Annotated in this window: 19 protein-coding genes; 7 read left to right on the top strand and 12 right to left on the bottom strand. The window is 63.1% G+C overall.

Going from position 1 to position 21704, the window contains the following annotated elements; genetic code table 11:
- Positions 1-689 precede the first annotated feature (689 nt).
- The 10 genes from G6N50_RS20330 to G6N50_RS20285 all read right to left on the bottom strand — a co-directional run bounded on the left by G6N50_RS20330 (position 690) and on the right by G6N50_RS20285 (position 11532).
- Positions 690-1394 (bottom strand): hypothetical protein, encoded by a 705-nt coding sequence (locus G6N50_RS20330; protein ID WP_083098545.1) that lies wholly within the window; start codon positions 1392-1394, stop codon positions 690-692.
- 62 nt (positions 1395-1456) lie between these two features.
- On the bottom strand, positions 1457-2137 hold the full coding sequence (locus G6N50_RS20325; RefSeq protein WP_083098547.1) for an Mce protein: 681 nt from the start codon (positions 2135-2137) through the stop codon (positions 1457-1459).
- Positions 2101-3573, bottom strand: coding sequence for an MCE family protein (locus G6N50_RS20320; protein WP_083098549.1), 1473 nt, complete (start codon positions 3571-3573; stop codon positions 2101-2103). The genes G6N50_RS20325 and G6N50_RS20320 overlap by 37 nt, the downstream gene beginning before the upstream one ends.
- A 1-nt stretch (position 3574) precedes the next feature.
- Positions 3575-4735 (bottom strand): virulence factor Mce family protein, encoded by a 1161-nt coding sequence (locus G6N50_RS20315; protein WP_083098551.1) that lies wholly within the window; start codon positions 4733-4735, stop codon positions 3575-3577.
- Positions 4732-6072, bottom strand: coding sequence for a virulence factor Mce family protein (locus G6N50_RS20310; protein WP_142275720.1), 1341 nt, complete (start codon positions 6070-6072; stop codon positions 4732-4734). Before G6N50_RS20310 ends, G6N50_RS20315 begins: the two co-directional genes overlap by 4 nt.
- Entirely contained in the window at positions 6069-7463 is a 1395-nt protein-coding gene (locus G6N50_RS20305; RefSeq protein WP_083098592.1) for an MCE family protein, read from the bottom strand. Before G6N50_RS20305 ends, G6N50_RS20310 begins: the two co-directional genes overlap by 4 nt.
- Positions 7460-8488 carry an MCE family protein gene (locus tag G6N50_RS20300; RefSeq protein ID WP_083098553.1) on the bottom strand — a complete coding sequence of 343 codons (1029 nt, stop codon included), beginning with the start codon at positions 8486-8488 and terminating at the stop codon, positions 7460-7462. Before G6N50_RS20300 ends, G6N50_RS20305 begins: the two co-directional genes overlap by 4 nt.
- A 28-nt stretch (positions 8489-8516) precedes the next feature.
- The gene (locus tag G6N50_RS20295) at positions 8517-9989 is read right to left on the bottom strand and encodes an MCE family protein (protein WP_083098555.1); all 1473 of its coding nucleotides are present in this window, start codon (positions 9987-9989) and stop codon (positions 8517-8519) included.
- 5 nt (positions 9990-9994) lie between these two features.
- Entirely contained in the window at positions 9995-10849 is an 855-nt protein-coding gene (locus tag G6N50_RS20290) for an ABC transporter permease (RefSeq protein ID WP_083098557.1), read from the bottom strand.
- The gene (locus G6N50_RS20285; protein WP_308204147.1) at positions 10846-11532 is read right to left on the bottom strand and encodes an MlaE family ABC transporter permease; all 687 of its coding nucleotides are present in this window, start codon (positions 11530-11532) and stop codon (positions 10846-10848) included. The genes G6N50_RS20290 and G6N50_RS20285 overlap by 4 nt, the downstream gene beginning before the upstream one ends.
- Positions 11533-12505: 973 nt before the next feature.
- Between G6N50_RS20285 and G6N50_RS29765 the strand changes: the two genes are divergently transcribed.
- The 7 genes from G6N50_RS29765 to G6N50_RS20255 all read left to right on the top strand — a co-directional run bounded on the left by G6N50_RS29765 (position 12506) and on the right by G6N50_RS20255 (position 19828).
- A complete protein-coding gene (locus G6N50_RS29765; protein WP_264028576.1) occupies positions 12506-12631 on the top strand; it encodes a hypothetical protein in 126 nt (41 codons plus the stop codon).
- 739 nt (positions 12632-13370) lie between these two features.
- Positions 13371-13838 carry a lipoprotein LpqH gene (locus tag G6N50_RS20280; protein WP_332108037.1) on the top strand — a complete coding sequence of 156 codons (468 nt, stop codon included), beginning with the start codon at positions 13371-13373 and terminating at the stop codon, positions 13836-13838.
- Between the two features lie 286 nt (positions 13839-14124).
- The gene (locus G6N50_RS20275; RefSeq protein WP_232068792.1) at positions 14125-14808 is read left to right on the top strand and encodes a CAP domain-containing protein; all 684 of its coding nucleotides are present in this window, start codon (positions 14125-14127) and stop codon (positions 14806-14808) included.
- A 754-nt stretch (positions 14809-15562) separates the two neighbouring features.
- Positions 15563-16306: an alpha/beta fold hydrolase gene (locus G6N50_RS20270; protein WP_158086108.1), complete on the top strand. Its 744-nt coding sequence runs from the start codon at positions 15563-15565 to the stop codon at positions 16304-16306.
- A gap of 138 nt (positions 16307-16444) precedes the next feature.
- On the top strand, positions 16445-17683 hold the full coding sequence (locus tag G6N50_RS20265) for a Zn-ribbon domain-containing OB-fold protein (RefSeq protein ID WP_083098563.1): 1239 nt from the start codon (positions 16445-16447) through the stop codon (positions 17681-17683).
- Positions 17680-18840 (top strand): thiolase C-terminal domain-containing protein, encoded by a 1161-nt coding sequence (locus G6N50_RS20260; RefSeq protein WP_083098565.1) that lies wholly within the window; start codon positions 17680-17682, stop codon positions 18838-18840. The genes G6N50_RS20265 and G6N50_RS20260 overlap by 4 nt, the downstream gene beginning before the upstream one ends.
- 16 nt (positions 18841-18856) lie before the next feature.
- On the top strand, positions 18857-19828 hold the full coding sequence (locus G6N50_RS20255) for an LLM class flavin-dependent oxidoreductase (protein WP_083098567.1): 972 nt from the start codon (positions 18857-18859) through the stop codon (positions 19826-19828).
- A 71-nt stretch (positions 19829-19899) separates the two neighbouring features.
- Here G6N50_RS20255 and G6N50_RS20250 read toward each other — a convergent pair whose 3' ends face one another.
- The gene (locus tag G6N50_RS20250; RefSeq protein WP_083098573.1) at positions 19900-20358 is read right to left on the bottom strand and encodes a MaoC family dehydratase; all 459 of its coding nucleotides are present in this window, start codon (positions 20356-20358) and stop codon (positions 19900-19902) included.
- Between the two features lie 75 nt (positions 20359-20433).
- The gene (locus tag G6N50_RS20245; protein WP_083098575.1) at positions 20434-21672 is read right to left on the bottom strand and encodes an acetyl-CoA hydrolase/transferase C-terminal domain-containing protein; all 1239 of its coding nucleotides are present in this window, start codon (positions 21670-21672) and stop codon (positions 20434-20436) included.
- Positions 21673-21704 lie beyond the last annotated feature (32 nt).

The raw sequence follows: 21704 nt of genomic DNA, 5'->3' as shown, positions 1-21704 counted from the left end.
CCCTCACAACGGCCCGTCACGGAGCGACTGGTCAGGGCCGCCGACGCGGAAATCACCGTATGGCGTGAGCACATGTAGGTCGCGAACCAGCCGACCTCGTACGGGAAGCGGCCTGGGGCAAGGCAATTCACCCGGATACCGTATGAGGACCGCTTTAAGGCCGAGGACCGGGCTCCGCTGTTTCGAAACAATTGTGTGCCTAAAAGCGCTGTCCGGCGGTACTATTCGGAGATGATCCGGCGGTCTCTGGTAGCACTTTGCGTGGTTCCGGCAATGGCGCTCATCGGCATCTGTCCCGCGGTCTCGCATGCGTCGCCATCGGGCGACGATGGACCCGGACAGTGCTCCTTCATCCTCACGCCGCCGAAAGTCGTGCAAGTGTCTGGATTGAGCGTCGTGTCGGCCACTCTGCGGCCTGGCCCGTGCACGATCCATGCCAGCCCCAACTTGTCGGTGGTATGTCTGTCCGTGGCCGGCGGGGGTTCGCAGGGAGAATGCGCATCCAAGAATGGCCAGAACCCGGCGGAGGTGCGCTATCCCTACCAGCCTGGCACGACCTACGTCGTCAAGGCCCAGGGATGCGCTAGCACCTTCCAGCCACCGTATACGCTTTGCCAGAATTTCGGCCCAACCCAAACCACCCTCTGAGGTCAAGGCGGGACGATATCGCCTGGGCCACGGTATTCAGTCTAGATAGGATCGAACGAGGAAATGAGCCAGCGGGCACCGGTCTTGTCCAAAGTCACCCGGACGGTGGACGCGGTTTCGGTCGGTGCGTCGTTGCCGACAGTCACCATCTGGTCGACACACACTAGGACGACGGCATGCTGTGGAGTCGCCGAAACCGAAGCGGCAGCAGGAACAGTGGCGACCGCCGAGATGCGCTGCTTCTTCGCGCCTGGGATCACCACGTCGTGGGTCAGCTGCGTGTAGGAATCCTTGAAGGTCCCGGTCAACCGATCACGGGCGGCCCCCAAATCCTTATCGACGGTGTCGGGCTGGTAGGACAATAACGCCGCGGTGGAATCTTTTGCAGCCGCAACGGACTCGAGGCCGGCGACTCCGGACCCGCGGACCCACGCGTCTTGCCACTTCAGATAGCCTGCAGCCGCCGCTATCACCAACGCCAGGACCGGCAGCACTCCGAAGGCCAACACACGCGACCACCTAATGCGGCGCCAACGTGCTGGTGGCTCAACGTCTTCGGCGTCCTCCGGTTCAGCGTCGTCGGAGGATGTGTCCTCCGATTCAGCAATCTGTTCGGTGTCTCCGGTGTCCTCGGTGGCGTCCCCGGTGTCTTCGGGGTCGTCGATCTCCGTCGCAAACTGCTCGGTTTTCTCCGCGAAGACCTCGGCCGCGTCCTGGCTGGTCTCGCTTTGGGTTTTGACCCCCACGGGGACGGTTCCTTTTCTGGTTCGTAGGATCGGTAGTCGGCGCTTGCCGATCTGCAGCTTCCTCACTGCACAAACTCGACGTTGGAGACCTTTGCCTCGTCGCCGACTTTTTTCACCGAGATTCGCATCCGCCAATGTCGCGGCTCCTCTTCGGCCGCACCGAGATTCGAAGTTTTGACGGAAACGGCGACCAGCACTTGGGCTTCGTCCTTCGATTGCGACTCGAGACCCGCCTCATTGACAGTTCCCACTGACTTGGACTGCGCTTTCTTGACGACGTCAACGAAAGGTTTCGACCGCTTGGAGAAGTCGTCGTAGAAGGTGCCTGTGGAGGAGTCCAGAATGCGTTGTATGTCGGTGTCGGCGTGCTGCCAGTCGATCGTGGTGAGGTTCAGGGCGCCCTGTCGTCCCACCTGAACCAACAGCTCGGTCAGCCGCTGGGCCTGGCGTGCCTGATATTCGCGAAACCCTAGCCAGCCGGCCAGCGAGGTCAAGGCGACCACCAGAAGCACACCCAACACTGTTGCCAGCCGGACCGGCGAGATCGGTTTCTTCTCAGTGGCAACGTCTTTGGGATCGTCGTCCACATCGGCGTCAACTGCACCGTCATAATCCTCGGCGTCGTCCGTTTGGACTTCCGCGGCCTCGGAACTCGTCTCCTCTGAGGCGACCTCATCGGGCGATTCAGACACACCCGCGTCGGTGTTCAATTCTTCGCGGGAGGCATCAGCATGCTCTGCCATGTTTGCTCCTTTACGGCACCTGGGGTCAACTCGGCCTTTGTGTAAACATGGCCGTCGGGTCCCATGTACATACCGGTGCCTGGATCGTATTGAAAGGCCGCTATCGGTGGTGGTGGTGGACCGAGCGGCAGCGGAGGTGGCGCCTGCCCCGGCGGCTCCTCGCCCGGTCTGTACTGCGGGACACCCTGCCCCGTATATGTTGCGTTCGGATCACCCTTCCAGTTCCACCCGTCGTTGAGCGGAACATACGCTTGGTCGCTTTCGCACATTTTCACCGTCGGGGCGCGTTTGCCCGGACGGGTCTCGCACGGATAGTTCCGCGCACCGCGCACGTTGAGCATCGAGTCTTGCGGCACCCGGCAGTAGAAGTCGCCTTTAGGGGGGTCTGGATAGTCTTCGTAACTGGCGGCCCGCTGCTGCTGGGGCGGCAGGAATCCGGTGGTGCATGCTGGCGGCCATCCGAGGTTCAGGTTAAAGCTCAAGTAGGCACCGAGGTAGTCCTGCTTCGTGTTTCGGTTGGCCACCCCGACCGCCTGGATGTCGGCCGCGCCTTGCGGCAACTCCACCAGGAGGCCTTCGAGGTTGTCCCGGTAGGTGACACCAACCTGGCCCACACTGACCAGGTTGGCCAGCACGATAGCCAACGTCGGGTTGAGCCGGTCAATTAGCGCCCGGGCCTGGTCGACCGCTGGGCCGCCCTTTTGCAGAATGCCCGCCACAGCGGAGTCGTTGTTCCGTAGCTGCGACGTGATGGTCGCCAGGTGGGCGGCCCACGCCTGGACCGAGCCCGATGACGCGGTTTGGCTGTCGAGTAGCGGCTTCGACTGGTCGATCAAAGTAGTGATCGCGTCCAGGTTCTTGTGAGCGCCGATCGCCAGATCGGTCGTCCCCTTCACCAGCCGGGACAGTTCCGGACCGAGCCCGCCGAAGGCGACATACCCTTCGTCGACCACCGTTTTCAGGTTGTCACGTGGGATCGCGGACAGGCCGCGGTTGGTTGCCTCCAGCAGCGAGTTGATGTCCGGTGGAACATACGTGCGGTCCATGGCGATTACGTCGCCGTCTTTCAGCGACGGCCCTTGCGAGCTACGGGGTAGCAGCTCGACGTATTGCTCGCCAACTGCCGAAACACTGTGTACTTGAGCGTTGAGGTCGGCGGGGACGTGAATGTCCGATTTCAGCTGAAGCACCGCCTCGGCACCCGTCTGGGTGAGACGTACGGTCTGCACCCGGCCAATCTCGACTCCACGGTAAGTGACGTTTCCGCCTGGGTACAGGCCACCCGCTTGAGGTAACTGCACCGTGACCGAGTACCGATCGACCCCGAAGAACACCGTCGGTACCTGCATGTAGGCGAAGAACATGATGGTGCCCGCGATCAAGCTGACCACTGCGAAAACCGCCAATTGGATTCTGGTGCGCTTCGTCAACACGATGTCACGGCCCCTGATTGAAGTGGTAAGGGACGACTAATGGGTTGCCGGGGTTGTACTGGCTGCCGCCCATGCACGGACTGGGCATCTGCCCGATGGTGCGGCCCCACTGCAGCTCTAGCTCGGTCAGATTGCACTCAAAGCGGGTGCCGGTGAAGAACCCCGCGTCGAGCCGGCTCAGCGTGAGGTCCAGGACCGCGGTCAAGTTCGCGTAGTCGCCGCGTAGCCATTTGTTGAGCGTGTCCTTAGGAAATGGGAAGGTTCCGAAAAACCCGAGCGAGCGAGTCAGCGCGGGTCCAGCGTCGGCGAGTGATTGGAGCACCGGGCCGAGGTCGTTCAGTTCTTTGACCAGGTTTGACTTGGTTTTGTTTACCGAATCAGCAGCAAGCGCGCCGAATTTGCTCAGCTCCCCGAGCGCGTCGGAGAGATTGTCCCGTTCGTCCTTGAGGACGGCCAATGCACCCGGCAGCGTCTTCAGCGCCTTGTCGATCACCGGCTTCTGGTCGGCGAATTGACCGACCAAGTTGTTGAGGCTGTCGGTTGCGGCGATGATGTCGTCCTTTTGATCGTTGAGGTAGCCGACGAACTTATCGAGTTGCCCGAGAAGGCTTCTCAGGTCCTGTTCGCGACCGCTAAACGCGGTGCTCAACGCCTTGATGATGTCCTGGATCTGGCCTAGGCCACCGCCGTTCACCAACAACGACACTGCGGCTAGCGTCCGTTCGGTGGACGGATACGCGCCAGCGGACGCCAACGGGATCACTGATCCCGCTTTGAGCTTGCCCTTGGCCGGCACACCGGCGGGTGGTGCCAGCTCTACGTGCACCGAGCCCAGCAGGCTGGTCTGCCCCAGGGTGGCCGTTGCGTTAGCTGGCAGATCGACGTCTCCGTTAATCGTCATGGTGACCATCGCATGCCAGCCCTGAAGTTGGATGTTGGTCACGGTGCCGACAGTGACGTCGTTGACTCGGACGCGGGAATTCTGTTCGAGGTTTTGAACATCGGGCATCTGCGCTTGGACAATGTATGAGCCTGGGCCCCCGCCCTTCGTGCCCGGCAATTTGAACGAATTCGCGCCGTGGAAAGCACATCCGGATAGCGCCGCCACAGTCAGCACCGCCACGAGTCCCCTGGCGACGCGCAGCCGGTGTCGCAAGCGAATCATTGTCCACCACCTCCGGGCGGCACCATCATTCCGCGCAACCCGGCGGCTGGATCGGTCGGCACTGGTTGCGCGCCTGGCGATTCCGCCGCCAGTGGTGAGTTCCCTGCTGCTGGTGGTGCATTGGCCGGCGGCGGCGGGTTGACCGGGCCGGAGGCAGGTGGCGGCGGAACGTAGTCGGGTCGCAACCAGTCCTCGCTGTAGGTGATTTCGTTGGGACGAGCTGAGGCTCCGACGAAAAGATTCTCGCCCAGCGGCGGGAAGTTGTACTGACGGTTTTTCAGGATCGGCGCCAGATACTGCACGCACAGCTTCGCTGACTCCTTGGCGCCCCGACGGGAAGCGGCCTGTATTGCCGAGCACAGGAACTGGATCGGGTTGGCGAAGTTGTTGAATGCCAGCGCTCCGCTCAGCGTGCCTTGCGCAGGCTGGTAGATGTTGAGGAAGTTCTGAAAGGCCGTAGGCGCGACATGCAGGAGTTGTTTGACGTCGTCGAGGCTGTCGTTCACTGCCTGTGTAACCGACGCCAATTTGTCCGAGGTGGTCCCAAGCGACTCTTGATTGTCGGCCACAAAGGTTCGGACGTCATCGACCACGTCGTGGAGGTCCCGAACTGCGTTGCCAACCGCATGGGGGTCGTCTGCCAGCAGGTTCGTCACGGCGGCCAGGTTTTGGTTGAGGTGTTGCAGCAGATCGCCGCTGTCGTGCAACGCGGAGACGAGAATCGACAGGTTTTTGACAGTGGTGAACAGGTCGTCGCTGTGATCGCCCAGAGCGGAAATCGCCTGCGACAGTTTGATAATGGTGTCACGGATGTCTGGGCCCTGGCCGCGCAGGTTGTCGGCCGCAGTGTTGATGAACGCTCCTAATGTGCTGGTCCCGCCCGCTCTGGTCGGTTGCAGTACCTGCGTCAGCTTCTCGAGCTGCTCGCGGAAGTCGTCCCATTCCACCGGGACCGCGGTGCGTTCCTGCGGGATCACCGCGTCGGTCCGCATCACCGGACCACCCGTATAGGCCGGCGTCAATTGGATGGATCGAGGCGTCACCAGTGACGGCGACAGGATCACGGCTTTGGCGTCCGCTGGCACCTTGTATTTGTCCTTGTACCAGAAGGTGATCTTGACGCGGTCAGGCTCCGCCTCGATCTTTTCGACCTTGCCGACGGGCACGCCGAGAATAACGACGTCATCTCCGTTGTAGATGCCGGTGCTGTTGGCGAAGTATCCGACGACATTCGTGCGGCCGACGCCGTTCGCTAACCGCACTACCATGACGATGCCCCCGATCAGCGCCACCACCAGCGCGACGGCCACGCCGATCTTGGCGTTCCGGCCGTTCACCGTCCACCACCTTCGTCCGGCGGGTTGATGGGCCCCGGCCCGTTCAGCACGGGCGCTTGGGCCGGCGGCACCTGCCCGGGTGCCGGCTGCTCGATCGGTCCCGACGGCGGAGGCTGGGATTGGCCTTGGCCGGGACCCAGCGGTGCGGGCGGTCCCGGCGGCGGGCCTCCGGGTGGTGGCGCGGGCACCGGCTCGCGAGCCGGGTAGCAGCCAGGGCCAGGCAACGGCACGCCCGGCAAACCGCACTGATGGTCGCTCGGGTTGCCAGTGATCGCGTCAGGGATAGTCATCCGTGGTGGTCCGCCCTGCCCGGTACGCGGGTACGGAACCGGTAGCGGCGGGGTCCCCGGCTGGCCGATCTGCGGGTCAGTGCGTTGCGAGGGCAACAGCACATTCGGATCCAGGCCGAGGTCGGAGAAGGCCGCATCGATGTACGGCTGCACCCACTGCCCCGGCAGCAGGTTGACGACATAGGCCTTGAAGAACGGCCCCGATCCCACCGATTCACCCAGTCCCAGGGCGTATCTGTTAAGCCCTACGAGCGCCTTCTGCACGCGTTCTTTGCGGTTGTCGACGATCGTCAGCACGCCGTTGAGTTTGTCCAGTGCCGGCTTCAACGTGTCGCGGTTCTCGGCGATGAGGCCTTTTAGCTGCTGGGCCAGCGCGGAGAGGTTGTGGGCGATCTGGTTGAGCGCGTTGCTTTGCGTTCGCAGCTGAACCAGCAACGCGTTGGTGTTGGTGACCAGGTTGACCAGTTCGTCGCTGCGTTCAGACAGTACCTTCGTTGCCTTGTTGGCGTTACTCAACAGGTTTCGCAGCTGCGCGTCGCGCTCGTCCAATGTCTGCGAAAAGCGCGCCACCCCCTGAACCGCGGCCTTCAGATCGGGTGGCGTATCTGAGAATGTGTCGGAGAGCACCGCGAGCGAGTCCGACAGTCGCTTGGTGTTCAGGCCGCTGATGGTTGTCGTGAGGTCACCCAGAGCGTCGGGCAGTTGATAGGCCGGCGTGGTCCGGTTGAGGGGTATCGGACCGCTCAGCTTCCCCTCCCCGCGGGGGGTGACCTCGAGAATCTTGGTTCCGAGCAGAGTCTTCAACTTTATTGCCGCCTCGGTGCGGTCACCAAGGCGGATGTTGTCGGCGACGTCGAACTTGACCAGCACCCGGGGTCCGTCCAATTCGACGCTGGAGACCTGCCCGACCCGGAAACCCGACACTTGCACGACGTTGCCAGACATCAACCCGCCCGCCTCAGCGAAATACGCCGAGTAGGTCTTACCGTTGCTGAAGAACGGCAACTTGTCGTAGTTCACCGACAGCAGCATCAAAGCGAGGATGATGCCGACGCCGATGGCGCCGATGACAAGCGGGTTGCGATCGGAGAAAGGCCTCATCGCGGCGTACACCTGCCGGTGGGCTGGCCGGCCAGCTTGACGTACACCGGTTGACCACCCTTCCCGTTGACCTTTAACACGATTTCGCAGAAGTAGAAGCTGAAGAAGTCGCCGTACATGCCCTGCCTGTTGAGTATTTGAGTCGCATCGGGCCAGGTGTTGAGAAAGTTGTCGAAATAGTCGTGATCGGCCAATATGGTTGCGGCCGTTCGATCCGCCTCGTGAACCACTTTCTTCAACGGCGGTCGAGCCTGCGCCAGCAGGCCGGCGATTGACCCGGCAGCCGCGTTGGCGTACGCCACGCCGTTGCTGATGTCTTGCTTGCGGGCGTTCAGGCCTGCCACGAGTTCAGAGAGCGAGTCGACGGCCTTGGCGAACTGTTTGCTCTGGCCGCTCAGCGAACCGAGCACGGTATTCAGATTGACGACGACTTGACCGATCAGTTGATCCCGGTCGGCCAGCGTGTTTGTCAGGGCTGCGGCCTGGCTGAGGAATGAGCTGATCGTGGCGCCCTGTCCCTGGAAAGCGGCGATCAATTGACCGGTCAGTTTGTTCACCTGGTCTGGATCCAGTGCGCGAAACAACGGCCGAAAACCGCCGATCAAGGCGTCCAGGTCCAGCGCAGGCTCGGTGCGGCTCAGTGGGATGGTCCCGCCCGGATTAAGTCTCTTGACTCCCCCGGCTCCCTCTTCGAGTGCCACATACCTGCCGCCCACGAGATCGGCGAAACGGATCGCAGCCCTGGTGCCCTCGGTAAGCACTACCGAATCGGCCGCGGTGAACTCGACGCGCACCGTCGAGTCGGGCTGGACGGCGATGTTTTTGACCTTGCCGACCTCGACACCAGCAATGCGGACGAAGTTGCCGCCCTCTAGTCCCGATACATTGACGAACTGGGCCGTGTAGGTCTTCTCCGACTGGAAACGCAACTGGGCGAAGACGGCGATCAGTCCGAACGCGCCCGTCACGCAGACGACAACGTAGATGGCGAGGCGCCACAGCGCGCCTCGCAAATTCTCTCGCATCTCTGCCTTCCTCTATAGCTTTCGGCCGTCAGGGCGCTGGCGCGAACGGCGGCGGTGGCGGCGGCTCACACGGCACGGTGACCACTCCGCAAGTTGGTTGCGGGCCGCCCGGCGTTGCCGGCAAGAACGGTTCGGATCCGGCCGGCGGCGGCCCCGTTTCCCGGGGTCTGCCCGGCGGGGGCGCCGGCGGCAGACCGGGATACAGCGGCGTTCCGTCCGGGGCGTACATGGGCGCCCCGTACGGTGGTGCACCCGGGTACGGGATAGGGCCGGGAGCCGGACCTCCCGGGTGGCGCAGGCTGGGCGGTTTCGGTGTTCCGCGGGTGACGGGGAAGTAATCGACGTAGCCCGGGAAGCCGATACCGGGGTTGGGCCGAACGTCCATTCCGGTGCCCCACCCGGAGTTGGTGACCAGGTAGCGCTGCGGGAAGTTTTTCGACACGTCTGGCAACGATCCACAGCCAGGCTGGCCTCCAGGGCCGCCCTTGATGCCGTTGATCGGCAGATTCTCGGGGAAACTGTATGTGTCGTCGCCCAGTAGCAGTCCGGCGTCCAGAATCACCGAGAAGCCGTTGCGTCCACCGGCAACATCCAAGAAGCCGAAATCGACGACGTTCTTCCCGCCGACCAGCAAGCAGGTCAATTCCGGGTTGTATTTCATCAACAGGCTGGTGGTGGACTCGAGCAGGTTGATGCCGTGCACGAGGTTGTCCTTATTTGGGCCGAGCAGGTTGACCCCGCTACGGGAAAGTCCGGTGAGGTCGAGCAGCAACGAGTCAAGCTGCTTGGCGTTGTTGGTGATCGTGGAGCTAGTCGTGCTGGCAGCGTCCAGTACCGTCACGATGTCACGTGCGGCTGCGGCGTAGGTGTCACTGAACCCCTTCAGTGCATGAAAATCCGCGCGGATGGTTTCGCTGCGGGGGTTGATCTCCGTCAGCACCTGGTTGAAGTCGGTGGTCGCCTCGCCGATGGCCGGACCCTTGCCGCGAAACCCTTCGGCCAGGGCCGTGAGGACAGCGTTGAGTTTGGCGACGTCGACCTTGTTCAGCACCGCAACCAAATTCTGGAACACCGTGTTTACCTCAGTGGTCACGTTGCGTGATTCCACCACCGCCCCGGCCGTCAGCCGCTTCGGGCTCGGGTCGGTGGGGGTGAGCAGGTCGACATACTTGGCGCCGAACGCTGTGGTGGCGGTGATCTCGGCTCCGACGTTGGAGGGAATGTATTTGAGCTGCTCTGGGTACAGTTCCAGCTGAAGTTTCACCGGGTCGCCCTCCTGAATCGACGCAACCCGGCCGACCTGGACGCCGCGCAACTTCACCTTCGCGCCGGGTTCCATGACCAGGCCCGACCGGTCCGAGGTGAGGGTCACCCTGGCGTACGGTCTGAAGTCTCTGTTGAACGCGCCTAGCGTCAACACAAATGCGCCGATGATGAAGGCCAAAAGGATCACCGTCCACAGCGCCGGGTGCAGGCCGGCCTCGCGCCGTTTCCTTGTCATCGTCGCTATCCCGACAGGTTGAAGTCGCCGGACACACCGTAGGCGGCCATTGCCACCGCCAAAGTCACCGCTACCGCAACGACCAGGGATGCGCGTACCGCACGACCGACCGCCTCACCGACGCCGGCCGGCCCGCCGGAGGCGTTGAAACCGTAATAAGTGTGTACCAACATGATCGATGTGGCCGTCCCGATGACTTGCAGCATCGACCAGATCAGGTCGGTCGGCTGCAGGTAGGTGTGGAAGTAGTGGTCGTAGACCCCGGGAGCCTGCCCATAGGCGAAAATGACAAGGGTCCGGGTGGCCATATAGCCGGCCAGCGAGGCCATGCACCATAACGGAACTGCGACGACGACACCGGCCACCACCCGGGTGGAGACTAGATAGGTGATTGTGCGGATGCCCATCACCTCGAGCGCGTCGACCTCCTCGTTGATTCGCATGGCGCCCAACTGCGCAGTGGCACCGGCGCCGATGGTGGCCGCTAGGCCGATACAGGCGACCAGCGGCGCGGCGAGGCGCGTGTTGATGTAAGCGGAGGCAAATCCGCTCAACGCCTGCACCCCGACATCGGACAACGATCGGAATAGCTGGATGGCGACGAGTCCACCGACGGACATCGTCAGGGTGGTGACGATGACCACGGTGCCGCCGATTACGGCCAACGCACCAACACCCAGACTCATATTCGCGATCAGTCGCAGCGTTTCCACTTTGTAACGGACAACGGCTTCCCACATGAAGCCCAGTGCCCTGACGTAGAACGCGGTCTGGCTTCCCAGCCGATTCCACTCGTTGATCAGGCCACGCACGGTACTCGTCAGCCGCGGCAGCCTCAGTCCGGCGGGGGCGGCGCTCACATCGTCGCCTTCGTCGTGACCGCGGTGAGTACCACATTGATCACAAATAAAGCCATGAACGTATACACCACGGTTTCGTTGACCGCGTTGCCGACGCCTTGCGGGCCTCCGCCCACAGTGGTGCCCTTGTAGCAGGCGATCAAGCCGGCGATCACGCCGAAAAGTGTCGCCTTGACGAAGGCTATGACGACTTCGGTGACCCCAACGAGCAGCGTCAAGCTCGCCGCGTAGGAACCAGGATTGACGTGTTGGAAGCCGATGGAGAAGAAGTAGCTGGTGACCAGGCCGACGATCGTGTTGATGGCGTTCAGCAGCAGCCCGTTGACCGTGAGCGCAAGAACCCTCGGCACCAGCAGGCGCTGGACCGGGTTGATTCCCATGACTCGCATCGCGTCGATTTCTTCGCGGATGGTGCGAGCCCCCAGTTCGGCGCACATCGCGGTGGCGCCACAACCCGCTACGACCAGCACCGTCGATATCGGGCCGATGTACACAACACACGCCAGCGCAGCGCCGGTGCCGGAGAGGTCGGCGGCGCCGATCTCGACCAGCAGGATGTTGATGATGAAGACGGCGAACGCATTGAAAGGGATCGACACGGCAACGGTTGGGAAGATCGTGACTCGAGCGACAAACCAACTCTGGTGGACGAACTCACGCCAGGCAAAGGGCGGACGCACCATCTGCACCAGGATGTCCAGCGACAACGCGAAAAAGTTGCCGACCTCCCGCAGCGGCTTGGTGTAGCTTGCCGGCCTAAGCCCGACTCCCTCCGCCGGCGACAAACTGGTGGCCGGCGGAGCCGATGTTGCGTCCGTCGTGACCACTAGCGCACCCGCTCGTATCGAATCTCAGCCGGCATTAGAGCGGTGAATCCTCCCCGTACGGTTAATATAAGCGCCGCCGTCCAACGGTGTGGCCCACGGCACAGGCGGGACGGTACACCACGACTTTCATGCAGAGCAACATACACCGCTTTCATTGTTGGCAATCCAGGTTCGGTAGACATCTGTCAAACTATGGCTGATTTGCTGTGGGCTGCGATATATTCAATCTAAACGTCGCAATCGTCGGGTACTTGCCAACTGCACGTGTCTCTGTTCGGCATTGGCGGTTACGGCCCTTCACGTGGGTCTATTAGGGTTCACCGGGTCATACAGCTGGCGTAGCTGAGCCGAGGGCCGTGTCGCGGGTAGCCGGATTGGCGCATCCGTTCCAGCGTGATGGCGCCGGATAATTTACGCCCGGTTAATTTGCTCCAATCGAGCGATTTCGGCCGTCTCTTCCCATTAGAATTAGCGTAAATCAGCCTGTCGAACTTTGCACCGTGATTTCCGGGCAGGCGCACGATTGGATGGACATTTGAATACGATCCGTATTTTCGCACATATCCTGCAGCCCCTTATGCCTTACTTCTTCACGTATAGTGCGGGCAGCGAGCAATAGCGAGTCGAAAAGGAGTTTGCGATTCGCAGTGCATATCACCATCCATTTAGATCGCCGCGACTTTTGCCCCCGCGCCTTGCACCGCGCGGGACGGAACAGGTTCGCATTTCGGATGCCACCTTCCAAGCCGGCGGATCGTGGCAGGCTGCTCAAAGCTGCATGACCAGTGCTCTTGGGGCGGCGATACGGGAGTTCCCTTGTCATCGGTGGGTGCGGTTCGACGTCCTGGCGCTTTCGGATCTCGCCACTTGGCTGCCCTTCAACAACGTCACCGTCTTCCCCGGACCGACCGTGCATTTATTCTTCGCCAACGCCTGTCGGGTCGACCGGGCTTGACCAGGGTGACGGCGAGTGGAAGGGGAGCACGCGAATGAGACGCGTCGGCCAATCAGCCCGCAACAGCAAAATATTTATCTATATATCGAATTGGATCATTAGTATATTTAAGCACGTTGCTGGTGAGCCGGAAGGCAGCTCCAACGTACTCCACGGGGACAGGCTGGACCCACGGCCTGTCGATTGCCAACTCGGTACGGACCACGTCGGATGGTGTGCCTGCCGCGTGTCCTCATCATTTCCGGTCGGCCCGCGATACTCCGGCGGAGGTAGCCGACCGCAACTTGCGAGGGTGTGTCACCGGTATGCCGAGAACGTCCGAGTGGGCTCTTGTGACTGCTCGACCGACGAGCCACATGACGGGTTTGTGAGGTGCCGACCCGCCCGCCGATGAGGACGAAGCGTGCGAAAGGCTGCTGGCCGCAACGCGATGCCTGCCACACGGGGAAGGGCAGATACGGCTCGTCCGGCGCCTCGATGCTGCTGCCCCCGCCGGCGAGATCGCCACGATCTTCGGGCCGATACCCTCGCCCCGCTGGATTGTCCGGAACGACTTCAGCCTCATTGCTCAACCAGCTAGGCCCGAGGGCGTCAGTGACGAAGGGTACTGCGGAACCGCTCGTCGCCTCCTGACTACCGGGTTAGCCCCATAGGCGAACAAACGCCGCTGTTAGTTGAGCGATTCATCACCGGTTGGCGTTGCGGCAGCTACATTTCTCTAGCAGAAGGTAGGGCAGACGTGGCGGGACGAAACCGAGGTGGGCTGGTGCAGAAGCGGTTCTTCAATAAGACGGCGGCCACTCTGGTCGCGGCAAGTGTCGCTGCGTGCTCATCGTCGCCACCCGCTTCAGCTCCGCCGGGCGTACTGGCCGCAGGAACCGCGAGGGTGACGATCAACGATAGGGAGCTCCCGGCGACGACCTCGGTGAAGTGCTCGCCGATAGGAACGTTAACGACGATCACTACTGGTGACATGGCTGCAGGCGTTACGGCACTGGTATCCAACGAAACTGGGCTTACTGCCAAGTCCGTTAGCATCACTAATTTGGGCGGATTCACTGGGACCTACATGAAAGGACTCGACGGCAAAGCCGACGTCAGTATGACGGATCAGACATACGTAATACGTGGTACCGCCGACGGGTTCGACACCGACAACCCCAGCGTGAGGACAACGGGCACATTCGCAATTCGGGTCGCGTGTTAGCCCCTAGCCGCGGATCACAAGCCAACCCGGGTTGGCGCTCAGCCTGGCGGCGGTCGTTGAGCAGATACGCCGCCGCGGCGTGTGGTCGCCAGCGTAGCCACCTGAGTGAAAGGCTCTCCTTGCTTCGTGGCGGCCAAAGCGTAATATATCTGTCTAATTCCCTTCGCCCGAAAGCAGAGGCTGCGCCGTGATGCAATCGCCATGGCCAAGGCAGTAATCGGTCGCAGGAGCTTCCACAGCCCACCACCGATCACCACCTAGTGGCTTCGGACGAGGAGGAAATGACATGAAGTATCGGCCGCTAACTCTGCACGTCTTGGTGGTCGCCACAAGCACTCTGCTGTATGTCCCTGCCGCGCATGCGGATAATGACAACAACACGCTCATACCGAACAACAAACGGCTCAACGACGGTGTCGTTGCTAATGTCTACACCATGCAGCATCAGGCAGGCTGCACCAACGACGTCAGGATCAACCCACAGCTGCAACTCGCCGCGCAGCGCCACAGTAGGGATGTGCTGAACAACCGCAATCTCGACGGCGACATCGGCTCAGACGGGTCCACCCCCCAGGACCGCGCGAACGCGGCTGGCTTCCACGGTCAGGCCACGGAAACGGTGGCGATCAACCAATCCATCGCAATCAGCGGCAATGATTTGATCAACCGGTGGTACTACAACCCGGCCTACAACGCCATCATGTCCAACTGTGCCAATTCCCAAATGGGAGTCTGGTCCGAAAACAGCCCGGATCGCACCGTGGTCGTGGCTGTTTATGGACAGCCCCCACAGCCTGCCGGCACCGGAGCAAATGCAGTGTCGCCCATGGGCGCCGCGCAAAGCGAGACCAATATACCGCTCGATCCCAGCCCCGACTATGACGCCAGCGACGAGCTCGAGTTCGGCATCAATTGGTTCCCCTGGATCCTGCGGGGTGTCTACCCGCCGCCTGGCAATCCGCCGCAATAGGCAAGGGCCAGAACGTCATCGGAGCCGGCGCCTAACCGATTATGTCCGGGAGAGCCCGCGAAAGTACGCTCGAGCGCTCACCGAGCGAGATCGGGCGCTCTGCAGCCCCAACATAGACACCGAGTGCGTTTTCCCTGCCCTGCTCGGCCAATCGGCGGGTTAGGCACCCAGATGAGGCGTGCAGATGACGGAATTCTTGGACCTACAGTCGCACACCCGGTGGGCGGGGTGTGATAGGGCGGGAAACCAGCCTCTGAAGTGGAGTTGTTCAGCGTCGCTTGATTCTTGACGTTTCTGTCTCGGTTGACCTTGGGGCTATAAGGCTCCCGGGAGATGCCTGAGTGACGGAAAAAGGTCGACGATCACGATCGATAGCGGACCAGTTTCTGTAGGCCGCAAATGTGTTGTACTGGCGCAGTATTCGACGCCCTTTCGATGTCGAAAACTACGTATCGTGACCGGCGAACAGCAGCGACCAGCACGTCCGAGCTGTCCCCGCGCCGATAATGACCACTTTCGCCAGCACGGCTGCGGGACCGGTCTTTGCCCGTTCAGCGGGGATCGCGGCGCGGAACAGCACGGCTCTGGGCCTGCGGGGACGCTAGAGTCCGCCTTGAACGGAGCGCACCGCTACCCAGTCGGCCCACCACGGCGATTCTGACCGAAGTAGGCGGGATCGTGGAAGGCATCGATGATCTGCCGGGGCAGGGCCTCCGCGGCAAGGTATGAGAAGGGAGCGTTCACCGTAGCTGACGTGATCCGTGCCGGCGGAGTCTGCGATCCTCACGCGCGTCGCCCTGCGCTGGTACTCATCCATGGGGGCAAGTACGACAGCAGGTGTTGGCAGCCAACAGTCGATGCGATCGAGCGCAGCGCCCCTCAGGTGCGGGTGATCACGCCTAATCTGCCGGGGCGCCAGCGGATTCCCGGAGACCTGCGGGCCCTGACCGTCGGTCAGTGCGTCGCCTCGATCGTGCGACAGATCGAGGCGGCGGGTGTCGATCACGTGGTGCTGGTGGCGCACTCCTTAGCGGGGATCATCGTTCCCGGTGTGGCTGCCGAGCTCGGATCCTGCCGTGTGCGACGCATCGTCTTTGTGGCGTGCAATGTCCCGCGTCAAGGCACCAGCGTGCTGAGCAACCTGAGCCCGCCCATCCGTTTCTTCGCACGAATGGCCACAGACCGGCTGCCGTTATCGATGTCGCGATGGATGTTCTGCGGTGGCATGACCCCGGCGCAGCACCGCTTCGCCGGGGAGGTGTTGGTACCGGAGGCCACGACACTGATCCGCGAGCCGGTCGATCGCTCCCGGATGCCCAGCGACATCCGGAGGACCTGGGTGCTGACGCGCAATGACCGCACGGTCTCCGTCCGGCATCAGCGTCGCTTCATCCGCAACCTCGGGGGTGTGCGGGAGGTCATTGAAATGCATACCTGCCACAACGCGATGATCTCGCAATCCTCGAAGCTCGCCTCTATTCTCACTAGCCGTCTGTGATCGCCGCTCACCAGTGGCGCAATTCACAGGTAACTATATAACTATATACCTTATTGTGGACGAGTGAGTGATTCTCTTCTGAGCAGCGCCGTTCAGAGTCTTCCGTGCATGCTCCGCCGAAGCGCGAGGTAGGCCACCGTGACTGATGTCGTGTCTATTGGCACTTACCTTCCGCCCTGGACGACTGGAGTGGGTGACCGCTCTCGTCGGGTCAAGGGACCTGACGAGGATGCGCTGACTATGGCGGTTGCCGCCGGTCGCGCGGCCGATCCGGCGGCCTCTGCGCAGCGCGTCGTCCTCATCTCGCGTGACTTTCCACTGCTGGAGGGTGGCAACGGTGCTGTGCTTCTCGCCGGTCTATCGCTGTCCGCCGACGCTGCGGTGACCGAGGTTCTCGGAGGTGCGCCGGTGGTGCTCGACCAGATCACGTCTGCCCCCGCCGGCACGCTCGTCATCGCCGCCGATGACACCGATGGCGTCGCCTCCGCCGCCGCGGTGTTGACCGGAGTCGACGGTTCCGGTGCGGCGGTGAATGCAGTCGCTCGACAGACCCGCAGCCTGCCGACGATCGCGCGCGGGCGGGACGGGGCGCGGCACGTGTACGCCGATCCGCGGTTGCAGCGCGAAGTCGGTGTGAAGTCGACGGTGGCCCTGCTGGGACTCGACGGGACACAGTCCGTGGCCGCGGTCGCGGGAGTCGCGGCAGGCCACCTCGGGGGCGGTTTCGATGCGGGCGCCGCGGCCGAAGACGCGACTGTCTCGGCGGCCGCACTGATTCGCGTCTTGGCCGCAGCCATCGAGAAGGGCACAGCAGGGTTGGTGCTGGCTGTCGAGCAGTCCACCGTGACCGCCGCGCAACTGGAGTTCAGCGCACACCTGCCGGCAATCACCCGCGACGAGGTGACCGCTCGCGATCTTCCTCCCTTCAGGACGGCCGAGGGCATCGGCATCCCGATCTCGCTTCCTGCTTATGCGCGCGCGTTCGATCCGAAGCTGCGGTGGGAGGCCGCTGTATTCGAGGAGCGGCCCGGTATCGACTCCGCACCGCAGTTTCCGCCACGCACCCGTGTCGACGACAACGGTGTGCTCGCCGCCGATTACCGGCTCGAGCCGTTGCCGCGCACCGGCACCGTCTACACCCACACCACAGTGCGGATCCCAGTACCCGATCTGCCCGGCCCTTATTCGCTGGCTGTTGTCCAGCTCGACGACAGCCCAGTACGGGTGCTGCTCAAGGTAACCGGGGTTCCGGCCGGCGAAGCCACTATCGGCCAGCCCGGCTCGGTGGTGCTCCGCCGGCTCGCCACCCGCGCCGGAATTCCCGACTACGGCTACGCGTTCTGGCCCGGCCGCGATTCACGAGGAGCATTGGCATGAGAAACGTCGCCGTCGTCGGGGCCGGAATGACCGCATTTGCAGAGCATTTCGACCTCGGCATCAAAGATCTGATCCCGATGGCCTACGCCGAGTGCGTCGCCAACGTCGACAAAGGCATCGCCAAATCCGAATTGCAGGCCGCCTGGTTCGGCGAGTTGACCACGACGGACGGCTTCCCAGCCGGCATCCTGGCAGACACCCTCGACCTCACCGATATTCCGGTAACCCGGGTCGAGAATGCCTGCGCCACTGGCAATGACGCCGTCCGCAACGGCGTGCTGGCGATTGCGTCCGGCGCCTACGACGTGGTGCTAGTGGTGGGAGCAGACAAGGTCCGCGAGACCGCGACCAACGCCACATTCTGGGAGTGGGCCGGGCTGACCCGCGACACCGCCTGGGACTACCCCTTGGGGCTAGTCGCCCCGGCCAACTTCGCGCTACACGTCACCCGTTACCTGCACGAGTCGCCGGCCACCAAGGAACACATGGCGATGGTGGCGGTGAAGAACCACTTCCACGCCCTGAAGAACCCGAAAGCCCAACTGCGCTTTGAGATCACTGTCGAGCAGGCACTGGCCGCGCCGATCATTGCTGACCCGTTCGGGCTGTATGACTGCACGCCGCAGAGTGACGGTGCCGCCGCGCTGATCCTGGCCGCCGAGGACGTCGTCGACCGTTACACCGACCGCCCGGTGTGGGTGCGCGGCGTGGGGGTAGGCATGGACCGTGTGATGCATCAGCACAAGTCGGATATGACGAGTTTCCCGCCGACGGTGCGCGCCGCCAAGGCCGCGATGAATATGGCCGGACTGACACCGCGCGATATCGACGTCGCCGAAGTGCACGACTGCTTCACCGGCGTCGAACTGATCAGCTACGAAGACCTGGGTTTCGCCAGCCGCTTCGAGGCCTACAAACTGGTCGAGGGCCGCGAACACTACGTCGGCGGCTCCATCCCGATCAACCCCAGCGGCGGGTTGAAGGCCAAGGGGCACCCGCCGGGCGCTACCGGTGTGGCGCAGTGCTACGAACTGTTCAACCAGTTACGCGGCGAAGCCGAAAACCAGGTCGACGGGGCACGAGTGGGGTTGGCGCACAACATCGGCGGACCGACCGCGGTGTCCGCGGTGACCATCCTGTCCAGCGACAAGAGCTGACACCGCGGATTCGGCGATGAAGGTCGGCGTGTACTTCGACATGCGCAACCCCCCCGCATGGCGCCAGGACTGGAGTCGGCTCTACGGGTTCACGTTGGAGATGTGCCAAGAGGCCGAGCACCTCGGCATCGACTCGGTGTGGACCAGTGAGCATCACTTATTCGAAGACGGCTACCTCACACAGCCGTTGACGATGTTGGCGGCGATGGGTGCCGTCACCCGGAAGGTTCGGCTCGGCACCGCCGTTCTGCTTGCACCGTTGCGCTCGGCGATTCAGATCGCCGAGGAGGCGACCATCGTCGACGTGATCACCGGCGGACGGGTCGACCTCGGTCTCGGTGCGGGGTACCGCCATCCCGAGTTCGAACTGTTCGGGGCGGACATCTCCCGGCGTTACACCGCGACTGACTGTCGGGTCACCGAGTTGCGTGAGATCTTCTCTGATGGCCGGCATGTGCCCGCGCCGGTCCACGGTCAGATCCCGATCTATCTGGGCTACCAGGGACCGAAGGGGGCCACACGGGCCGGCAAACTCGGTGCCGGTCTGCTCAGCGCGAACGGCGCTCTGTGGCCGCACTACCGAGACGGGCTCGTCGCGGGTGGTCACGATCCGTCGGTGGGCCGCATGAAGGGCGCCTTCTCGGGTTGGGTGACCGAGGACCCCGAGGCCGACTGGCCCGTGGTGAGCGAACACCTGCGGTACCAGCTCGACTCCTACCGGCGGTACATGGTTGAGGGCACCGACACGCCGCTGCCCCGTCCGGTTGACCCCGACCGCATCCGCAGCGAATCCGACTTGGGCAGGGTGCTCGGGGCGTTCGTCCACAACACCCCCGAGGTCGTCGCCGAGTCAGTGCGTACTTATGTCGACGACGCACCTGTCGAGGAGATCTTCCTGTGGTCATCCATCGCGGGAATGCCAGAGCAGTTGGTGGCCGATCACATCCGACTGATCGCCACCAAACTCAAACCGCTTCTCGCTCAATAGGCGACGACTCCTCGGGGCAGTGCTGTTAGGCAAAGCAGCCTGTTCCGGTCCGTCCGCAACGCCGAGTTGGCTCAGAACACGTACCGTGCGATCAGGTCGGCGACTGCGGCTGGTTTATCCGATCCGTCGATCTCGATGGTGTGGCGCACGGTCAAGTGCACGACGTGGTCGGCTACTTTGGCGGCGTCGATCAGTTCGGAGCGAAGGCGGATCCGACTGTCCGCGGTGACCGCCGCGACGAAGCGCACTTTGTTCAGCCCGTAGTTGACACCCATCTTCGCGTTCTCGACGACGTAGGTGTCCTTGCTCATCTTCGGGATCAGCGACAGTAACAGGAAGCCATGTGCAACCGTGGCGCCGTAAGGGCTGTCGGACGCTGCGCGGTCGGCATCGACGTGTATCCACTGGTGGTCTTCGGTGACGTCGGCGAAGGCGTCGATGCGCGCCTGATCGATCTCCTTCCAGTTGCTCACTCCGAGTTCATGGCCCACCAGTCGCATTGCATCGTCGACGGACGCGATCACCTTCATCGGTGCCTCTCTCCTCTGTTCGGCACGCGCTCTCGCGCACCGATGGTCGGGTCCCGCCGCGACGCCCGGAACCTGCTAGCGCGTGAACAGCTCGGTGATCAGGGTGCGGCGCTGCGCCCAGTCCGCTAAACGCACATCAACGCAACCGTTGTCGGTCACGATGATGTCGACGTCGAAAGCCGGGGTCGACGCTGGCCGGCTCAACTGATCCACCAGCGGTGAGCGCCCGTTGAAGGTGGACGGGACGGCGATGATGGACAGACCGCCGCGGCTCAGTCGGCCGGCCCGGCAGTAGTCGGGGTGCCCGCCGATGCCGCCGACGACCTTGTCGGCGACCCCTTCGACGTTGACCTGTCCCGTGGGGTCGATTTCGATGGCGGTGTTGACCGTGATGAGAGGCTCGCCCTGGCTGAGGCGGGTGAGGTCGTGGGTGTGCGCGACGCTCCGCAGGATGGGGCGGCCGTCGGCCCAGTCGTAGAGGACGTCGCTGCCCAGCAGATAGGTGGCCGAGGGTTCACCGACAAGCAGGCCACGCCGGTCGAGATCGACCACGGCGTCGGTGAGCAGTCCGGTGTCCAGGCGTAGCGGAACTTGTGCGCGCTGGAGCAGCGCGGTGCCCAGCTGGCCCGGCCCGTACTGTAGCCGGGCTCCCGCGGGCACGAATCTGAGCACCTCATCGGCGAGCGCGTCGTGCACCGGTTCGGGTTCCTTCTGCGGGAGCTGATATGGGCCATCGCAACTGCGTCCGATGATGCGCACTTGATGGGGATTCAGCGGTGGCTCGGCGCTGGCAGCTGGGGCGGTGCTGTCGACGACGGCCAACACCGGGATGCCCGCGTCGATGAGCTCTCGCTGCCAGGACACCTCGGTGCTGAACAGGAGCTGGTCGCCGCGCTGCACCAGCCGGGTGATCAACACGTCGGGCCGCAACGGCCCGAGCAGCAGCGCCGGCTGCGCGGCGAGGCTGGTGGGCAGGAATCGTGCTGACGGGCTGCGCAGCACGGCTCGCATACCCCAACCCGGCATCAACGCCACCACCTCGGCGAATACATCCGGCTCGAGGCCGTCCAAGGGCGCGGCCAGCCAACTGAGCACCAACCGCATTGCACTGATGTCGCGTGCCGCCGCGCTCAGCGCGGCACCGAAAGCGGTGCCGTCGTCCAGTGTGCGCAGCTGGCCGACACCATCGCCGACGGCGACGGTGAAACCAGTGCCAGGTGCCCGTGACCGGGTTACCGCGTGCAACTCTGTGCGCAGCGTCGCGGCGAAGTCGCCGCGGCCATGGGTCAGCGTCACCGTGACGCCATCCGACATGGGAGTGTCTGCCCGCCGATGGTGGTCATGGA

Origin of the sequence: Mycobacterium mantenii (assembly GCF_010731775.1) — a bacterium.
Taxonomy (GTDB): Bacteria; Actinomycetota; Actinomycetes; order Mycobacteriales; family Mycobacteriaceae; genus Mycobacterium; species Mycobacterium mantenii.
The sequence above is the reverse complement of the archived record's forward strand: the minus strand, read 5'-3'. Positions and strand labels throughout refer to the sequence as shown.